This window comes from Candidatus Rhodobacter oscarellae (genome assembly GCF_001078595.1).
GTDB lineage: Bacteria > Pseudomonadota > Alphaproteobacteria > Rhodobacterales > Rhodobacteraceae > Rhodobacter_B > Rhodobacter_B oscarellae.
The window spans coordinates 44,249-60,484 of the sequence record NZ_LFTY01000001.1 but is presented as its reverse complement, the minus strand read 5'-3'; the positions used below and the strand labels follow the sequence as shown (position 1 = coordinate 60,484).

Sequence of the window (16,236 nt, the reverse complement as noted above, 5' to 3'; positions counted from 1 at the left end):
AACCTCTGTTACTGTATCTGAGTGGGCACCAGGGTGACGCTGCTTGCGGACACCGCGCCGCTGCCATTGAGCACGGTCATGACCGGCGTCCCATTGAAGGCCACAATCACATCCGATGTGCCCGGCACAGTATCCAGAGTGACGTCGGTGCTGGTTGTCGTGCTGGGATCGTAGAGGATGGCAATTCCGTCCTCGGCGGGGTCGAAATCCTGCACCACGGGCAGGTCGTTCTCGTCCACGAAAGTGCCCGACGAGAACGTGTCGGCGCCCGCGCCGCCCAAGGCCGCGTCGCCGCTGCCCATCAAGATGCTGTCGTCGCCCGCGCCGCCGTCCAGCGTGTCAGCGCCGTCCGTATCGGTCGCGTCCACGATCAGGTTGCCATCGGCATCCGATACACCGATCAGCACGTCATTGCCGCCCTCGCCGGACAGCGTGTCCGCGCCGAGGCCGCCATAGAGCGTGTCGTTGCCGCTTTGCCCGCGCAGCCAGTCGTTATTTCCGCCGCCATTCAGCAGATCCGCGCCAGCACCGCCTCGTATGGTATCCTCGCCGTCACCGCCTCGTAGGGTGTCGGCCCCGTCGAACCCGCTGAGCATATCGTTGCCAGCGTTGCCTTCCAGCGTGTCGTCGCCAAGGCCGCCGCGCAACGTGTCCCAACCCAGGCCGCCGCTCAGGCTATCGTTGCCGCCGCCGCCACGGATCGAGTCGTTGCCGTCGCCACCTAGCAGAGTATCATTGCCGGTAAAGCCGTTCACATAGTCGTTGCCGTCGCCGCCGCTGGCAAGATCGTTGCCCGTTCCGCCGCGCAGAGTATCATCGCCCAAACCACCGGAAAGGCTATCATTGCCGCTGCCGCCGCGGATGGAGTCATCCCCGTCATTGCCGATCAGAGTATCGCCCTGCGAGTTGCCAAAAAGCGTGTCGTGACCACCGGTGCCTTCAATGCTGTCATGCCCTTCCATGCCCATGATCACTTCGTCACCGGATGTGCCGAAGATGATGTCGTCCATGGATGTCCCTGGGATCTGGTGGCCGATTGACTGCGCGTTGCCGAATGCGTTCGAGTTGGGATCCAGGCCGTTTTCGTCTTCGGCGTTTTGTTCGTCGAGGGACGACAAGAATGCATCTGCGCCAATCCCGGCGGCCGCGATGCTCACAAGCGTTAGAAATGCCAACATGTCTCTGTCGGCCCCTTCTGGACCGCCACCTCTGGTTTGCCTCAGCTTGGTTATCTCAGAGGAATGTGGTCAACCTTGGGGAGAATTGGGCCGTTTTTGGGGTGATTGCCGGAACTTAGAAACAGCCGCTGCTACGCCTTTGGCAGCGCGCCAAGACGGTCAAGAGGTTGCCCGCGTCCCGCCGCTATCTGATCCCTCAGGTCATAGGCCGGGCGCCAAGGGGATGATATCAGCTCTCCGGGGGCGCGATCATCGCGGCGACGATGGCGCGCGCGCTGTCCGAGTACCAGTCCGCATCGCCTCGCAGGCGGGCGATCTCTTGGCCGTCGGGATCCAGGATCACCGTGATCGGCAGACCCAGCACCGCCATTCCCCGCGCCAGCGTCTGCTTGGCATCGGTGTGTTTCGGCAGCACATCGATCTCGGCCTCGTCAAAGAAGCGGTCGATGGCGGCGGGCTTGTTGCGCCCGGTGGCGATGGTGACGACCTGGAATGTGTCGCCGTTGAATTCGTTGCCAAGCGCGTTCAGCGAAGGCATCTCGTGCCGGCAGGGCGCGCACCAGGTCGCCCAGAAGTTCAGCACGGTATACTTGCCGGCCAGATCCGCCAGGGTTATCTCGGAACCGTCCTCGTGCAGGAAAACCGCGTCCGAGACGGGCTTGGGCTCGGCATGGAAGATCAGCTTTTTCATGCCGCCCTCGCGCAGCGCCTCTAGCGCGGGATCGGCGAAAGAAGTCGTCGCGCTGGCATTTGCACCTAATGCGAGCGCGGTGTAGAGGGCGGCGAGGCGAAGAAGACGCATATTTATCTCCGAGGTCAAAGACGTGACAGACAAGAGTTCCAATGCCCCCCAATCAAACATGATGTGGGGCGGCCGCTTTGCCGCTGGTCCGGACGCGATCATGGAGGCAATTAATGCCTCGATCGGTTTTGACAAGCGGATGGCGGCCCAGGACATCGAGGGCTCTCGCGCCCATGCCGCCATGCTGGCCGCCACGGGCATCATCACCGATAGCGATGCAGAGGCGATCCGGGAAGGGCTGCTCACGGTCTTGTCAGAAATCGAGGGCGGGACGTTTCAGTTCTCCGCCGCTTTGGAGGACATCCACATGAATGTGGAGGCCCGCCTGAAGGCGCTGATCGGCGCGCCCGCGGGGCGCTTGCACACCGGGCGTTCGCGCAATGACCAGGTCGCCTTGGATTTCCGCATGTGGGTGCGCGACCAGGTGGACGCGGCCATCGACGGGCTGGAGGCCTTGATGCGCGCCCTGGTGGCGCAGGCCGAGGCCGGGGCCGACTGGGTCATGCCGGGCTTCACCCATCTGCAGGTGGCGCAGCCGGTGACCTGGGGCCATCACATGCTGGCCTATGTCGAGATGTTTGGCCGCGACGTGTCGCGGTTCCGGGACGCGCGGGCGCGGATGAACGAGTCTCCCCTGGGCGCTGCCGCCCTTGCGGGCACGGGCTTTCCGATTGATCGGCAGATGACGGCCGAGGCTTTGCGGTTCGACCGGCCGATGGCGAATTCGCTGGACGCGGTCGCCGACCGCGACTTTGCTTTGGAGTTCCTGGCCAACGCCTCGATCTGCGCGATGCATCTGTCGCGCCTGGCCGAAGAGCTGGTGATCTGGTCCTCGGCGCAGTTCCGGTTCGTGCGCCTGTCGGACGGGTTCTCGACCGGGTCCTCGATCATGCCGCAAAAGCGCAACCCAGACGCCGCCGAGCTGCTGCGCGCCAAGATCGGGCGCATCATGGGCGCGATGGTGGGGCTGTTTACCGTGATGAAGGGCCTGCCGCTGACCTATTCCAAGGACATGCAGGAGGACAAAGAGCAGGTCTTTGACGCCGCGGATTCGCTGATGCTGGCTCTGGCGGCGATGGAGGGCATGGCCAAGGACATGGTGGCGCAGACCGAGGCGCTGGAGGCTGCCGCGGCCACCGGGTTCTCGACGGCGACAGACCTCGCCGACTGGCTGGTGCGCGCGCTGGGCATGCCCTTCCGCGACGCCCACCACGTCACCGGCGCCCTTGTGGCCATGGCCGAGGGAAAGGGCTGCGACCTGCCGGACCTGAGCCTGGCGGAGATGCAATCGGTGCATGCGGACATCAAAGAGGGTGTATTTGAGGTCCTGGGCGTGCATAATTCGGTCGCGAGCCGGACGACCTTTGGCGGGACCGCCCCGGCGCGCGTAAGAGAGCAGGTGGCGACATGGAAAGAGCGTTTGGGGTGAAGAGGGCGGCGACCCTGTGGGCCGCGATCCTAATGCTGTCCGCCTGCGGCGTGGACGCCCCCCCGGTGCCGCCGGGCGAGGAAAACCCAGAGAACATCCGCAGCATCGACGAGATCGATCCGTCCGCTTACTTCTAGACCGCTTCGGTCGGGTTTGATTTTCAGCGTGTTTTCTTTGTTTTACAGATACGCGCGTTGATTTTGCTGTGCGGTTTCAGATTAGCTGTCAAACGCCCAATTTCATGGACAAAACCGATGGCGGGTTTTGGTGAGCTAAGCGTGCGACGTCGCTTTGGGAGTTTGTCCGCTTATCGGAGTGATGGGCAGATCTCTTGTGGCCTGAAGCGGGCCTTGCGCGCGCCAAATCTCTTGCAAGAGATTTGCACTTTCCTTCCAAGGAAAGTGGCCCCGCGCGCCGGAAAGAGGTTGCGATAGAAGAATCATTTCGGGGCGCGCTGAAGAAACTCTTGCAAGAGTTTCGCAATTTTCTTGCAAGAAAATTGTCTCGTGCCAAGGTCCGGTCGAGTCCAAAAGCTGCCCCTTGTATCCTGCCGTGCTTCCGGGAACACTTGGGGCTGCGAATTCAGGAGCCACGCCTCATGTCCCCGCTTAGGTTCATCTACCTTGCCCTGGCCGTATGGGGCGCGATCCATCCGATGTACTACTTCGTCAGCTACATGCGCGCGGAGGGTACGGGGTTGGGCGGGCTGATGGATGCGTGGTATGTGAACGCCTCCAGCCACGGGCTGGTGTGGGATCTGACCATCGCGGCCATCGCTTTGACCGTCTGGGTGATCGCCGAGACCTGGGTGCGCCGCAACTGGCTGGCGCTGGTGGCGATCCCGGCGACGTTTTGCATCGGGGTGAGCTGCGGTTTGCCGCTCTATCTGTTCCTGCGGACGCGCAAGGTTTAACCCGCTAGCGCGGCCATTTAGGTTGGAAACAACGGCGCGCACGGAGCGGCGCCTCCTCGGGATATTTCTAAACCGCAGAAGGAGGGGGGTTGCGTGTCTGCCTCAGCGCGATAAGACGCCCGGATGGACCATTTTCTCTACCGCGACGGCGTCTTGCACGCCGAGGACGTGCCGCTGCCCGAGATTGCCGCAGCGGTGGGCACGCCGTTCTATTTGTACTCCACCGCCACGCTGACGCGCCATTTCCGGTTGTTCGACGAGGGGCTGGCGGGGCTCGACCACCTGGTCTGCTACGCGATGAAAGCGAACTCGAACCAGGCGGTGCTGAAGGTGCTGGCCGAGGCGGGCGCGGGCATGGACGTGGTCTCGGGCGGGGAATATCTGCGCGCCAAGGCCGCGGGCGTGCCGGGCGAGAAGATCGTCTTCTCCGGCGTCGGCAAGACCCGCGAGGAGATGGCCCTGGCCATCCAGGGCGGCATCCGGCAGTTCAACCTAGAGAGCGAGCCCGAGATGCTCTTGCTCAGCGAGGTCGCCACGAGCCTTGGCGCGACGGTGCCCGTCACCATCCGCGTGAACCCCGATGTGGACGCCAAGACCCACGCCAAGATCGCCACCGGCAAATCCGAGAACAAGTTCGGCATCCCCATCAGCCGTGCGCGCGAGGTCTACGCGCAGGCCGCCGCCCTGCCGGGGCTGGAAGTGATCGGGATCGACTGCCATATCGGCTCGCAGCTGACCGACCTGACGCCCTTTGCCGAGGCCTTCGACCTGGTGGTCTCGCTGACCGAGGCGCTGCGCGCTGATGGGCACGACATCCGCCGCCTGGACCTGGGTGGCGGGCTGGGCATCCCCTATGAGCGCTCCAATGAAGCGCCACCGCTGCCCATCGAGTTCTGCAATCTCATCAAGGAAAAGGTCGGTCATCTTGACGTCGAGGTCGAGATCGAGCCCGGACGCCTGATCGCGGGCAACGCGGGGCTGCTGGTGAGCAAGGTGATCTTCGTCAAAGAGGGCGAGGACCGTCAGTTCCTGATCCTGGATGCCGCGATGAACGACCTTATCCGACCCGCGATGTATGACAGCTATCACGAGGTGATCCCGGTGATCGAGCCGGCGCCGGGCGCCGAGCCCGCCACCTATGACATCGTCGGCCCGGTCTGCGAATCGGGGGACACCTTCGCCAAGCGGCGCGCCATGGCCAAGGTCGGCGCGGGGGACCTGGTGGCCTTCCGCTCGGCGGGCGCTTACGGTGCGGTAATGAGCAGCGAGTACAATTCGCGACCAATGGTCCCAGAGGTTCTGGTGCATGAGCATCAATTTGCCGTCATTAGGCCACGCCCGACCTTTGACGAAATGATCAATCGCGATATCATCCCAGAGTGGATGTGACGCGGATTCCCCGCGTGCCACGAAAGTAGCGGTGCATGCGCGGTAGCAACGACCCCGTCAACGACGCCTTCCAATCGGTCCGCTGGCCTTTGGGCCTGACGCGGCTGGGCATGGTGGCCGAGCGCGCGACGCGCGCCTTCTGGCCGCTATGGAGCGTGATCTTCGTCGCTATTTCGGCGCTGATGCTGGGGCTGCATGATCTGTTGCCGCTGGAGGCCGTCTGGGCCGGTGCGGTCCTTGCGGTGCTGGGCGCGGGCGCGGCGCTGTTCTGGGGTGCTCGGCGGTTCCGGATGCCGGGCCGCGACGAGGCGCTGGACCGGCTGGATAGGACCATGCCGGGGCGGCCGCTGACGACTTTGGGTGATACGCAGGCCGTTGGCGCTGGCGACGGCGCGTCCGAGGCGGTCTGGCGGGCGCATGTCAAACGCATGGCCGAGCGCGCGGCGACGGCGCGGGCGGTAGAACCCGACCTGCGCGTGGCCGACCGCGACCCGTTTGCATTGCGGTATGTCGCGGTGCTGGCCTTGGCGATGGCGCTGCTCTTTGGATCGGTGCTGCGGGTGGCCTCGGTTGCCGAGATGACGCCGGGCCTTGGGCCCGCGGCGCTGGCGACGGGCCCCGCCTGGGAGGGCTGGATCGAGCCGCCCGCCTATACCGGCAAGCCGTCGATCTATCTTAACGACATCAAGCCCGGCACCTTTGAGGTGCCCGAGGCCAGCCGCCTGACCATCCGTCTCTATGGCGAGGTGGGCGCGCTGACCGTGGCCGAAACGGTCTCGGGCCGGTTAGGCGACCTGCCTAGTGCCGCAGAGGACACCCAGAGCTTTGAGATCGCGCAATCGGGCAGGCTGGCTGGAGATCGCCGGGCCCGGCGGCGCTTCCTGGGAGATCACAGTCCTGGATGACGCGACGCCGACAATCGAGATCCTGGGCGCGCCCACGCGGGGCCTGGGCGGCGAGATGCGCCAGAGCTTTGTTGCCCGGGACGATTACGGCGTTGTGGCGGGGCGGGCCGAGATCTCGCTGGACATGGACTCGATTGACCGGCGCCATGGGCTGGTGCTGGACCCCGAGCCGCGCGAAGTGATCACTCTGGACCTGCCGATCACCATCTCTGGTGACCGCGCGGAGTTCGAAGAAACTCTGATCGACAATCTCAGCCAGCACCCATGGGCGACCCTGCCGGTGCGGCTGGACTTTTATGCCCTGGACGCCCTAGGCCAAGAGGGGGCCTCGACCCCGCAGCTTGGCATCCTGCCTGGACGGCGGTTCTTTGACCCGCTGGCCGGCGCCATCATCGAGCAGCGCCGCGACCTTCTGTGGAACCGCCAGAACGGCACGCGCATCGCGCAGGTGCTGCGCGCGATCAGCCACCGCCCCGACGAGGTGTTCGACCAGGAGACCGCCTATCTCAAGCTGCGCGTGGTGCTGCGCCGGATCGAGGCGCTGGCGCGGTTTGAAGTGATGAATGACGACCAGGTCGAGGAGCTGGCCCAGGCGCTGTGGGACGTCGCCATCCTGATCGAGGACGGCAGCCTTGCGGACGCCAAGGCGCGGCTCGACGAGGCCCGCGAGCGCCTGCAAGAGGCGATGCGCAACGGCGCCACCGACGAGGAGATCGCCGAGCTGATGCAAGAGCTGCGCGAGGCGATGCGCGACTACATGCAACAACTGGCCGAGCAGCAGGGCGAGCAAAACCAGGAGAACGCCGACCAGCCCGACCAGGGACAGAACCAAGACCAGTTCGCGATGGATCAGCAGCAGATGCAAGAGCTGATGGACCGCATCCAAGAGCTGATGGAACAGGGCCGCATGGACGAGGCGCAGGAGCTGCTCGACCAACTCATGGAGTTCATGGAGAACGCCCAGATCACCCAGAACCAGGGCCAGGGCGAGGGCCAAGAGGCGATGGAGGGGCTCGCGGACACTCTGCGCCAGCAGCAGGAGCTTTCGGACGAGACCTTTGGCGACCTGCAAGAGCAATTCAACCAGCAGGGCCAACAGCCCGGCCAACAGCAGCCCGGCCAGCAGCCGGGCGAGACCGGCCAGAACGGCGAGCAGCCCGGCCAGGGCGGCCAGCAGGGCGAGGGCCAGCAGTTCGGCCAGGGCCAAGGCCAGGGTCAAGAGGGCGAGCAGGCGCCAGGGCAGGGGGACCGCTCTGGCATGAGCCGCGGACAGCTTGCCGAGCGGCAGCGCGCGCTGCGCCAAGAGCTTGGCCGGCAGCAGGGCAACATGCCCGGCGCGGGCACACCCGAGGGCGACGCCGCGCGCGAGGCCCTGGGCCGCGCGGGCCGCTCGATGGACGACGCCGAGCAGGACCTGCGCGAGAATGACCTCGCCGGGGCGCTTGATAACCAGTCCGAGGCCATCGAGGCCCTGCGCGAGGGCATGCGCAACCTCGGCGAGGCGCTGGCCCAGCAGCAGCAACAACAGCGGCCCGGTCAGCAGGGCGACGCTTTCGGCAACCGCCAAGCGAACCGGCCCGTGGACCCGCTGGGCCGCGAGCCCGGCAATAACGGCACCGTCAGCACGGACGAACAGCTCTTGCAGGGCGATGACGTCTATCGCCGGGCGCGTGATTTGCTGGATGAGATCCGGCGCCGCTCGGGCGACCAGACGCGCCCCGAAGCAGAGCTGGACTACCTGCGCCGCCTGCTGGACCGGTTCTAGCGGCCTACTCGGCGGGGGATTCGCCCTCGACCAGCGGGTCGGCCAGCAGATCCTCGATGAATACGCTGAGCAGCTGCGGCCGCCCGTTCACCCCGGCCTTGCGATAGATCGCGTTGGTCTGCGCCTTCACCGTGCCCTCGGAGGTGTTGCGCATCTGCGCGATCTCTTGCAGGCTGAGCCCCTTGATCGCAAAGAGCGCCACGTCGCGCTCGGCCTTGGTCAGGCCCCACTCGGCGAAGCGCTCGTTTAGCAGCTCGGCAAACGCGCCGGAGGCCACGCGAAGCTGCGCCTCGACGCGGTTGGAGCGCCGATGCGCGCGGTAGAGCACAAGCCCGCCCATCGCCAGCCCCATCAGCAGACCAATGGCGGCGCCGATCTCCATCAGCTCGCGGGTCTGCCAGCTGATCGGCGTCGTGCGCAGTGAAAAGATGTTGCTGAGCAGGTCCCACAGGAACACGCCCGCGCAGAGGGCCTGTACAACGAGAATAGCGATCAGGACGGGGAGTCGAGTCATTCGGGCCCGATCGTGCTAGTCATCGCCACCATCGCCGCCACCACCATCACCATCACCATCACCATCACCATCACTGTCGTCGCTATCATCGTCCCCGTCGTCATCATCGCCGCTGCCGCCATCTCCGCCGCCACGAGCATCGCCGTCGTCGTCCAGCTCGTTCTCCATCTCTGGATCGAAGCCTAGCGGCAGGCGCAGGCGGCCTTTTTCATCCCGGGAGTAATCGCGCAGCACCTCGCCGGTGCGCGGGTTGATGATGATCTCGCGGGTGACCCCTGTCTTTTCGGCGATGATGCGGACGCGCCCCAACCAAGTGCGCGTCACCACGACCTTTTCGTAGCCATCAATGCGCAGCTGCTGGCTCCAGGCAGAGACCACGTCGGCTTTGGCCGGGGCGGCAGGGATCGCCGATAAGGCCAGAGCAAGGGCAAGAAGCATCGCGCGCATGGGTATCTCCAATAAAACATCCCCGGTCTGCCGTCTATCGCAACTCGCGCAAAGCCTCCGTGCGGGGCTTGGCGGGGTAAGGGCCCGCCGCCCGCCTAGGGATAAGTGGGACGGGGGGGATTGCGAGAGAGGCGCTAATGGCTGACCGGGGATGCTCTTAGACGAGGATGGTTTTAGTCATCGTCGCCGCCGTCATCGCCGCCGTCGTCGCCGCCGTCGTCGCCGCCGTCGTCGCCGTCGTCATCGTCGCCGTCATCATCGTCATCGTCATCGTCATCGTCGCCGTCATCGTCGTCGCCGTCATCGTCGTCGTCGTCATCGCCGTCATCGAGCAGAATTATCGGCGTTTCATCGTCCGTGACCGTATCGTCGGTGGTCGTACCGTCTTGAGCCTGGGCCAGGGCGGTGGTGCCCAGGAGGGCGGCCGCGGCGGTCAAGGTGATCACTGTTATTTTGTACATCTCTTGTCTCCATCTGATGTGGCTCGGGTCGCAGTGGGGAGCGAGCACCGATGCAAACAGGAATGCCGGGAATTGACCGGCGCCGATATTGGCGCGGCGTTTACGGGCGGCGGCACAAACGGACGGGATATCAATTTAAACCTCGGTTATAGAGGCGCGCGCCCGTCGTCATTGCGCGCGCTTAACGGAAGCTACCCGAAAATCCATGCGCCGCGCGGGGGCCAGAGCGGTCCTAGAGGGCTTTCGCCAAATACCCGCGCGAGGTCCGGGACGGCGGACCGGAGGGGAAGGCGTATTCCACCTCCAAAGCCCAGCCCGCCTCGGCCAGCATCGCCGCCACGCGCTCGGGCCGATAGGCCCGATGCCGCCACTGGAACCAGATGATCGCGTTGCACCAATGCGGCTTGGACACCGCCAGCCACAGCCGCGCCTCTGCGGACACGAGCCGCCGCATCTGGCGCAGCGCGGCGACAGGATCCGCCGCGTGTTCGATCACATGCGCCGCCAAGAGGCAGTGATAGGGCTGCGCTGGGCTATGCGTCTCTAAGGTCTCTGGCAGGAGCGTGGTTGTCACACCGCGCCGCGCCAGCGCGCCCGCAGCGTGATCCAGCATGGCCTGCGAGGGGTCCAAGAGCGCCACCGATTGCTCGGCCCCCTGGATCGCCACCCAGGCCTCCGCAAAAGCGCCGGTGCCGCAACCGATATCCAGCACGCGATGCCCCGGTGGGACGCGAAAGTTCTGCGATGAGAGGAGCCCCAGATAGGCGTCGTAATAGCCCAAGAGGCGCATCTTATCGGCCCAGCGCGGCGCGGCGGCGCTGTATTTGGCCTCGAGATCATGCGCGTGCGACATGGGGCGATGGTGGCACAGGCTTGGGCTTTAGGCCACCGCTGCAACGAAGTCGGCCATCATGGCGGCGTCCTTTACGCCGGGCGCGCTTTCGACGCCCGAGGAGACATCGACCTGCGGCGCGCCGGTCAGCGCCACGGCCTCGGCCACATTGTCGGGCGTCAATCCCCCCGCGAGCATCCACGGTGTCGTCCAGCGCTGCCCTTGCAGCAGGCGCCAGTCGAAGGGCATGCCATTTCCGCCGGGCAGCACCGCGCCCTTGGGTGCCTTCGCGTCGATCAGGATCTGATCCGCGACGCCCATGTAGAGGTCGATTTGCGCGACATCCGCCGCCTCGGCGATCCCCAAGACCTTCATCACCGGCAGGCCATAGCGGGTCTTTACCTCGGTCACGCGCGCGGGCGTCTCGTGGCCGTGAAGTTGCAGCATGTCGACGGGCATGACCGTAGTTATCTCGTCCAGCAGCGCGTCATCGGGGTCCACAGAGAGTGCGACCTTGCAGACGCCCGGCGGCACCTCGACGGCGAGCGCCGCGGCCTCTTGCGGGGTTACATAGCGTGGCGATTTGGGGAAGAAGTTAAAGCCCAGATAGGCGGCACCGGCAGCCACCGCCGCGGCGACCTGATCCGCCTCGTTGAGGCCGCAGATCTTGACCCTTGTGCTGGGCATTGCGTCTAGCGCGAGGGGCTGGCGTCATCCAAGAGCGCCAGAACGTCGTCGCCATCGTGCTTGTCGGTCTTAAGCTCGGATACTTCGCGCTCTAGCCGTGCGGCGGTGCGGCGCCCGAGCGCGGCCTCGGCGCGGAACTTATGCTCGCGGATCCACTCGGTCACGAAGCCCAGCAGAACGCCCAGCACCACACCCGCGAAGATCACCACAAACAGAGGCACGGTGACCCCGGTAGCGGCCTCCGGCCAGCGGACCAGGTTGGCGATGTCCTCGGGCAGCAGGCGCAGCGTGACCGGCCCCCGGTTCGCCACGGCGAGAGTGATCAAGACGATCGCGATAAGCGCCAGAAGCGCGTAGCGGATATAGCGCATTTGCGTGCATCCATTCTGATGACCGGCGCGCCGACTCGCGGCACGCCCAGGCTGAACCTACTGGATATTTAAGGCGCCGGGCGGCGAATTGGAAGGGCTTGTGCCGCGACCAGACGCCCGCGCGGGCCAACAGGTTGCGGAACCCTAGCCCTCGTTCAGGCGGTCGCGCAAAAGCTTGCCGGTCTTAAAGAAGGGCACGTGCTTTTCCTCGACCTGGACGCTCTCGCCGGTGCGCGGGTTGCGACCGACGCGCGCGTCGCGTTGCTTTACCGAGAACGCGCCGAAACCGCGCAGCTCGACCCGGTCCCCACGGGCCATCGCCTCGATAATCTCCTCAAAGATCGTGTTAACAATCCGCTCGACATCTCTTTGGTAGAGATGCGGATTTTCGTCCGCTACCTTCTGGATTAACTCCGACCGGATCATGGCAGCACCCCCTTTGCGCACCAGTATTCACCGCTACAATATGCGGCCAAGCAATTGTGAGACTATAGGCAGAAATCTTGCCTCATGAAACAGTTTCACTCACAAACGGGTGATAAATTTGGCCTTTCTACGGGCGAGTGCGCTGCATTTAGCTGATTTGAGCGGTGTGTTGACCGGGCAATAGGCGCGGCGGAAAGGTTGATACACAAGTGCAAAAAATGATTCGGCGGCCTGTATAGTGTGCCGGGAAGCGCTGAGGCCCGATCTGAGGTGACCGTGACTGGGGCCTCCGTGTGTGTCGCATCGCAGAGGGCAGGCCTGCCCCAAAATGGTCACGCGGAAAATTCGCATGTAAATCAACCGGATCCCTGACGCTTTTTGTCAAAATTCGCGCCGCGCGGTGTGCCGTGTGTTTGATTCCTCGCCGGTGCCTCGCTATGCCAGGGCGAATGCGCCGCAGGGAGACGCCACAACATGCCGAAACATGCCATCGAAACGCCGGCCTTGGCGGCGCTGCCCATTGCGGGCTCGTCGGAGCTGTTCCCGGTGCGTCGCGTCTACTGCATCGGGCGCAACTATGCCGCCCACGCCATCGAGATGGGGCATGACCCGGATCGCGAGCCGCCGTTCTTTTTCCAGAAGAACCCCAACAACTTGGACCCGTCCGGGGAATTCCCTTACCCGCCGCACTCGTCGGATGTGCATCACGAGGCCGAGCTTGCGGTGATGTTGAAATCCGGCGGCACGGACATCCCCGTAGCGGAGGCCGAGGGCCACGTCTTTGGCTATGCGGCCGCGCTGGATATGACCCGCCGCGACCTGCAGGGCGCGCAAAAGAAACTGGGCCGCCCTTGGGAGATCGGCAAGGCGTTTGAACGCTCCGCCCCGGTGGGCGCGATCCACGAGGTGGGCGAAACGGGGCTCTTGAATGAGGGCGTTATCTCGCTGAGCGTCAACGGTGAGCCGCGCCAGCAGGGGGACCTGAACCAGATGATCTGGAAGGTGCCCGAGATGATCTCCTACCTCAGCGCCTATTTCGAATTGGCGGGCGGCGACGTCATCCTTTCGGGCACGCCCGCCGGGGTCGGCCCGGTGCAGCGCGGCGACGTGATGGAGGTCGCGGTCACAGGGCTGAGCGGGCTGACGGTGAAAGTGGTCTGACGGCAGCGCCGGACCCGTTGGCACTTTCTGCCTTGCGCAAAACTCGGCCCAAACGGCCCGCGCGGTGAGTCCGTGGGGCATCGCCGCGAATCGGGAGTTAACGCCTTATTTTGTTGAGAAAACCCGCGTCGGACTTTTGTCGGCAAAACGTCGGACTTCCGTCGGGCACCCGCTCCGCGGAACCCCATGGTTAACAGACCGTGCGGAGGGTTAGGCACAGTCCTGCGCGCGACGTTTGCGGCTAGGCGACGTGTTTGTCCCGAATGTCGGTTAAGCGGAGAGACTGTTTGAAAATTTCTTGTTTTGTTTGATTTCTGGTATCGTGTTCGGGTGTAAATCAGAGGCTTTTGATGGGTCATTTTATCTAGGGTTTAAATCGTCAGCAGGCGATGTTGCTGCCTGAGTATTTGGGGACTATGTTGGTTAAGACTGCACAGTCCGAGCAATCGATGCTTCGGATTTACCTTTACGGCTATTTGAACCAAGTGCAGTCGTCGCGGCGGCTGAACGGAAATGTGGTCGCAATCTGGAACTGATCTGGCGGACGGGCCAGCTGAAGCCTGACTTCAAAACGATTGCCGATTTCCGCAGAGGTAACGGTCCTGCGATCCGCAAGCTATGCCAGCAGTTTGTCGCGTTGTGCCGTGATATCAGCCTTCTGGACGGCACCCTAGTTGCCATCGACGGCAGTCGCTTCAAGGCAATGAATGCGAAGGCCAAGAACTACACCCGCGGCAAGTTGCGCCAGAAGCTGAGCGATATTGATTTGGCCATTGTACGGTATTTGGGTGAGCTTGATCGCGCGGACGAGGTGTATGAACAAACAGGCACGGTGATGCCCGAAGCCCGGATGGAACGCGCCTTGTGCAAGGTTCAGCACCTCCAGAAGGAAGCGGCACGCTATCGCTCCATTGAGAAACGCATGGATGAGACCGGTGAGGCCCAGGTCTCGCTGAGCGATCCAGACGCACGTTCTATGGCCACGACACCTCGTATGCCACGCGTGGTTGGTTACAATGTGCAGACGGCGGTGGATGCCGAGAACCATCTCATTGTCGCTCACGAGGTGACGATACACGGCTATGACCGGGACGCGCTATCGATGATGGCGTTGGCAGCGCGGGAGGCCATGGCTGCCGACCAGATCGAGGCTGTCGCGGATAAGGGCTACTTCAAGAGCGAAGAAATCCTTGCCTGTGAGGAGGCGGGTATCTCAGTCGTTGTTCCGAAGCCGCAAACTTCGAATGCGCGAGCACGGGGTCGCTTCGACAAGGCAGACTTCGCCTATGATGCCAAGACGGACACCAACCTGTTGGTAGCTGGCGCGGCCAGTCCGGCCCGCCGCACAAAAGGAGAGCAAGCATGAGTGTCTATCTAATCGCCGATATCAAGATCACGCATGACGGATGGGTACCAGAATACGGCTCGAACGTTCACAAGCTGGCCGAAAAGCACGGAGGCCGACACTTGTCTCGGAGCGGCAATATCGAAACTATCGAGGGTACTGCGAAAGACAGCACTCTGATCGCAATCCTTGAGTTCCCGAGCCGGGAAGCACTCGATAGCTTCGCAGCTGACCCTGACTACGCTCCCTATGGCCAAGCTCGCCGGTCTGGAAGCGTCTCAAACTTCCATGTAATTGACGACACGGATATCGCCGGAGCGATCCCCTATCTGAAAGCAGGTTGAACCGAACCGAGTTGATCGGGAAGCATACGGCCCGATCCACGACTAGATTGCGTCTGCTTATGACCGACAGCGGTCAATTGCACGGCTGCAATGTAGGGCTGTTTTGTCCGCACACTGTGAGTTCGACCATCTTCGATCTTCGCAGGAGCAGCGAAGGGCCGCTAAGCGGGCTGCGACCGCAGCATCCGGTAGCGGAGCTGAGAGTCGGTATGGGCCGGTCGTGCTGAAGCACGCGGTTTTTTGGATTTAGGATGTGGTCGATGTCTTTGGTTTGCTTAGAACACCCGATGCCAAAAAGACCCCAGCCGCTACGAGGATGACGCCAAAGACTTTAAGCGTGGTCACGGTTTCTCCCAGAAAGGCCACGCCCCCAAGTAAGGCAAGGATGGGAGTCAATGCACCAAATGCAGCGGTTTCCGCAGCGCCGATAAGTTGCACCGCATAGCCGAACAAGAACATTGCCAAAATCCCAATTATGAAACTTTGAAGCACGATCATTACGGCTACGTCCTTCAGATCGGACGTAGCGAAGCTTACGTTGCCCGTGGCCAGGAGAAGCGGAGTGATTAACAGTGTACCCCAAAACAGCCCAATGACCAAACTGTGCAATGGGCTGAGTCCGCTCTGTCGAAAGATGATGGAATAGATCGCAAAGCAACCCGAGCCGGTCAGAAACATGAGGTGACCTTTCCAAGCGCCATTGTCAGTGCCTAAAAGGATTTGCCAAAGACTGACGATCATTGCGCCGGTCAAAATCATCGCAAGACCAAACCGGCGGCGCGGACCCGTGACTTCTCCAGCCAAGATATATGCCGCAAGCGCGGTCCAAAATGGCAACATCCCGGGGGCCAGCGCTCCGCCATCCGAGGCAGGGGCATAGGCCAGCCCCTTGGACACGACATACGGAAAGACTGCGCTTGCGCCGACCATCAACATTGCCGCGCGCGGCCATGACTGCCCGTGCGGCATCACACCAAGCTGCCACATGAATGGGACCATAACCAAAGCACCTGGCACTAAGCGCAGGATCAAAAGTTCCTCAACTGTGAAACTGCCCTGCACCGCAAATCGCGTGATCAACATGAATGCTGCCCAAATCGTCACTGTGGCAAGCGCCGCTATTAATCCGAGCACTCGCGGTCCTGGGAGCGTCATTGGTCCGGCCTTTCATGGAATCTTCCCCAAATGGACTAAACGTCAAAGCCATGGGCCGCACTAGGAGAATGTGGGCGCCTTAGACCCTTGACTGCGAAAACTGACCTTCAGG

18 protein-coding genes and 1 pseudogene are annotated in these 16,236 nt (G+C 63.2%); 9 read left to right on the top strand and 10 right to left on the bottom strand.

Annotated elements, in window-relative coordinates; genetic code table 11:
• Nucleotides 1-8: 8 nt before the first annotated feature.
• The gene (locus AIOL_RS26190) at nt 9-1,178 is read right to left on the bottom strand and encodes a calcium-binding protein (RefSeq protein ID WP_053101120.1); all 1,170 of its coding nucleotides are present in this window, start codon (nt 1,176-1,178) and stop codon (nt 9-11) included.
• A 229-nt stretch (nt 1,179-1,407) separates the two neighbouring features.
• Complete coding sequence (locus tag AIOL_RS00255) at nt 1,408-1,980, bottom strand: TlpA family protein disulfide reductase (protein ID WP_049641053.1); 573 nt, start codon at nt 1,978-1,980, stop codon at nt 1,408-1,410.
• 61 nt (nt 1,981-2,041) lie between these two features.
• On the opposite strand from AIOL_RS00255, the gene argH reads away from it, so the two are divergent.
• From argH to AIOL_RS00235, 6 genes are all read left to right on the top strand, one after another.
• Nucleotides 2,042-3,409, top strand: coding sequence for an argininosuccinate lyase (gene argH / locus AIOL_RS00250; protein ID WP_152912361.1), 1,368 nt, complete (start codon nt 2,042-2,044; stop codon nt 3,407-3,409).
• Nucleotides 3,406-3,546, top strand: a complete 141-nt coding sequence (locus AIOL_RS25345; protein WP_160314370.1) for a hypothetical protein — start codon at nt 3,406-3,408, stop codon at nt 3,544-3,546. Before argH ends, AIOL_RS25345 begins: the two co-directional genes overlap by 4 nt.
• A gap of 461 nt (nt 3,547-4,007) precedes the next feature.
• Entirely contained in the window at nt 4,008-4,322 is a 315-nt protein-coding gene (locus AIOL_RS00245; RefSeq protein WP_049641051.1) for a DUF2834 domain-containing protein, read from the top strand.
• Nucleotides 4,323-4,445: 123 nt separating this feature from the next.
• The gene (lysA, locus tag AIOL_RS00240) at nt 4,446-5,711 is read left to right on the top strand and encodes a diaminopimelate decarboxylase (RefSeq protein WP_049641050.1); all 1,266 of its coding nucleotides are present in this window, start codon (nt 4,446-4,448) and stop codon (nt 5,709-5,711) included.
• 35 nt (nt 5,712-5,746) lie between these two features.
• Nucleotides 5,747-6,616, top strand: a complete 870-nt coding sequence (locus tag AIOL_RS26185) for a DUF4175 family protein (RefSeq protein WP_326973071.1) — start codon at nt 5,747-5,749, stop codon at nt 6,614-6,616.
• Nucleotides 6,537-8,381 carry a DUF4175 domain-containing protein gene (locus AIOL_RS00235; protein ID WP_326973070.1) on the top strand — a complete coding sequence of 615 codons (1,845 nt, stop codon included), beginning with the start codon at nt 6,537-6,539 and terminating at the stop codon, nt 8,379-8,381. The genes AIOL_RS26185 and AIOL_RS00235 overlap by 80 nt, the downstream gene beginning before the upstream one ends.
• Before the next feature lie 4 nt (nt 8,382-8,385).
• Here the strand turns inward: AIOL_RS00235 and AIOL_RS00230 are convergent, their stop codons facing one another.
• From AIOL_RS00230 to ihfB, 7 genes are all read right to left on the bottom strand, one after another.
• Nucleotides 8,386-8,895, bottom strand: coding sequence for a helix-turn-helix transcriptional regulator (locus AIOL_RS00230; protein WP_049641049.1), 510 nt, complete (start codon nt 8,893-8,895; stop codon nt 8,386-8,388).
• A 15-nt stretch (nt 8,896-8,910) separates the two neighbouring features.
• The gene (locus AIOL_RS25635) at nt 8,911-9,342 is read right to left on the bottom strand and encodes a hypothetical protein (protein WP_049641048.1); all 432 of its coding nucleotides are present in this window, start codon (nt 9,340-9,342) and stop codon (nt 8,911-8,913) included.
• A gap of 173 nt (nt 9,343-9,515) precedes the next feature.
• Nucleotides 9,516-9,803 carry a hypothetical protein gene (locus AIOL_RS00220; protein WP_049641047.1) on the bottom strand — a complete coding sequence of 96 codons (288 nt, stop codon included), beginning with the start codon at nt 9,801-9,803 and terminating at the stop codon, nt 9,516-9,518.
• 232 nt (nt 9,804-10,035) lie between these two features.
• The gene (locus AIOL_RS00215) at nt 10,036-10,656 is read right to left on the bottom strand and encodes a class I SAM-dependent methyltransferase (RefSeq protein WP_049641046.1); all 621 of its coding nucleotides are present in this window, start codon (nt 10,654-10,656) and stop codon (nt 10,036-10,038) included.
• 27 nt (nt 10,657-10,683) lie between these two features.
• Nucleotides 10,684-11,322 (bottom strand): phosphoribosylanthranilate isomerase, encoded by a 639-nt coding sequence (locus AIOL_RS00210; RefSeq protein WP_049641045.1) that lies wholly within the window; start codon nt 11,320-11,322, stop codon nt 10,684-10,686.
• Nucleotides 11,323-11,327: 5 nt separating this feature from the next.
• A complete protein-coding gene (locus tag AIOL_RS00205) occupies nt 11,328-11,693 on the bottom strand; it encodes a LapA family protein (protein WP_049641044.1) in 366 nt (121 codons plus the stop codon).
• Nucleotides 11,694-11,837: 144 nt separating this feature from the next.
• The gene (gene ihfB, locus AIOL_RS00200; protein WP_049641043.1) at nt 11,838-12,119 is read right to left on the bottom strand and encodes an integration host factor subunit beta; all 282 of its coding nucleotides are present in this window, start codon (nt 12,117-12,119) and stop codon (nt 11,838-11,840) included.
• A gap of 474 nt (nt 12,120-12,593) precedes the next feature.
• On the opposite strand from ihfB, the gene AIOL_RS00195 reads away from it, so the two are divergent.
• The 3 genes and pseudogenes from AIOL_RS00195 (at nt 12,594) to AIOL_RS00185 (ending at nt 14,969) form a co-directional block, all read left to right on the top strand.
• Nucleotides 12,594-13,280 (top strand): fumarylacetoacetate hydrolase family protein, encoded by a 687-nt coding sequence (locus tag AIOL_RS00195; protein WP_049641042.1) that lies wholly within the window; start codon nt 12,594-12,596, stop codon nt 13,278-13,280.
• Nucleotides 13,281-13,729: 449 nt separating this feature from the next.
• Nucleotides 13,730-14,640 (top strand): annotated as a pseudogene (locus AIOL_RS00190) (transposase); the annotation flags it as partial.
• 2 nt (nt 14,641-14,642) lie between these two features.
• Nucleotides 14,643-14,969, top strand: a complete 327-nt coding sequence (locus AIOL_RS00185; protein WP_049641041.1) for a DUF1330 domain-containing protein — start codon at nt 14,643-14,645, stop codon at nt 14,967-14,969.
• A 246-nt stretch (nt 14,970-15,215) separates the two neighbouring features.
• Here the strand turns inward: AIOL_RS00185 and AIOL_RS00180 are convergent, their stop codons facing one another.
• Nucleotides 15,216-16,124, bottom strand: coding sequence for a DMT family transporter (locus AIOL_RS00180; protein ID WP_082152343.1), 909 nt, complete (start codon nt 16,122-16,124; stop codon nt 15,216-15,218).
• Nucleotides 16,125-16,236 lie beyond the last annotated feature (112 nt).

Bases quoted from the DNA above. Each gene is read 5' to 3' on its own strand.
- AIOL_RS00205 (WP_049641044.1), bottom strand. From the start codon at position 11,693: ATGCGCTATATCCGCTACGCGCTTCTGGCGCTTATCGCGATCGTCTTG.
- AIOL_RS00180 (WP_082152343.1), bottom strand. From the start codon at position 16,124: ATGACGCTCCCAGGACCGCGAGTGCTCGGATTAATAGCGGCGCTTGCC.
- AIOL_RS25635 (WP_049641048.1), bottom strand. From the start codon at position 9,342: ATGCGCGCGATGCTTCTTGCCCTTGCTCTGGCCTTATCGGCGATCCCT.
- argH (WP_152912361.1), top strand. From the start codon at position 2,042: ATGTGGGGCGGCCGCTTTGCCGCTGGTCCGGACGCGATCATGGAGGCA.
- AIOL_RS26185 (WP_326973071.1), top strand. From the start codon at position 5,747: ATGCGCGGTAGCAACGACCCCGTCAACGACGCCTTCCAATCGGTCCGC.
- AIOL_RS00230 (WP_049641049.1), bottom strand. From the start codon at position 8,895: ATGACTCGACTCCCCGTCCTGATCGCTATTCTCGTTGTACAGGCCCTC.
- AIOL_RS00185 (WP_049641041.1), top strand. From the start codon at position 14,643: ATGAGTGTCTATCTAATCGCCGATATCAAGATCACGCATGACGGATGG.
- AIOL_RS00245 (WP_049641051.1), top strand. From the start codon at position 4,008: ATGTCCCCGCTTAGGTTCATCTACCTTGCCCTGGCCGTATGGGGCGCG.
- lysA (WP_049641050.1), top strand. From the start codon at position 4,446: ATGGACCATTTTCTCTACCGCGACGGCGTCTTGCACGCCGAGGACGTG.
- AIOL_RS00210 (WP_049641045.1), bottom strand. From the start codon at position 11,322: ATGCCCAGCACAAGGGTCAAGATCTGCGGCCTCAACGAGGCGGATCAG.
- AIOL_RS00215 (WP_049641046.1), bottom strand. From the start codon at position 10,656: ATGTCGCACGCGCATGATCTCGAGGCCAAATACAGCGCCGCCGCGCCG.
- AIOL_RS00195 (WP_049641042.1), top strand. From the start codon at position 12,594: ATGCCGAAACATGCCATCGAAACGCCGGCCTTGGCGGCGCTGCCCATT.
- AIOL_RS00255 (WP_049641053.1), bottom strand. From the start codon at position 1,980: ATGCGTCTTCTTCGCCTCGCCGCCCTCTACACCGCGCTCGCATTAGGT.
- AIOL_RS26190 (WP_053101120.1), bottom strand. From the start codon at position 1,178: ATGTTGGCATTTCTAACGCTTGTGAGCATCGCGGCCGCCGGGATTGGC.
- AIOL_RS00220 (WP_049641047.1), bottom strand. From the start codon at position 9,803: ATGTACAAAATAACAGTGATCACCTTGACCGCCGCGGCCGCCCTCCTG.
- ihfB (WP_049641043.1), bottom strand. From the start codon at position 12,119: ATGATCCGGTCGGAGTTAATCCAGAAGGTAGCGGACGAAAATCCGCAT.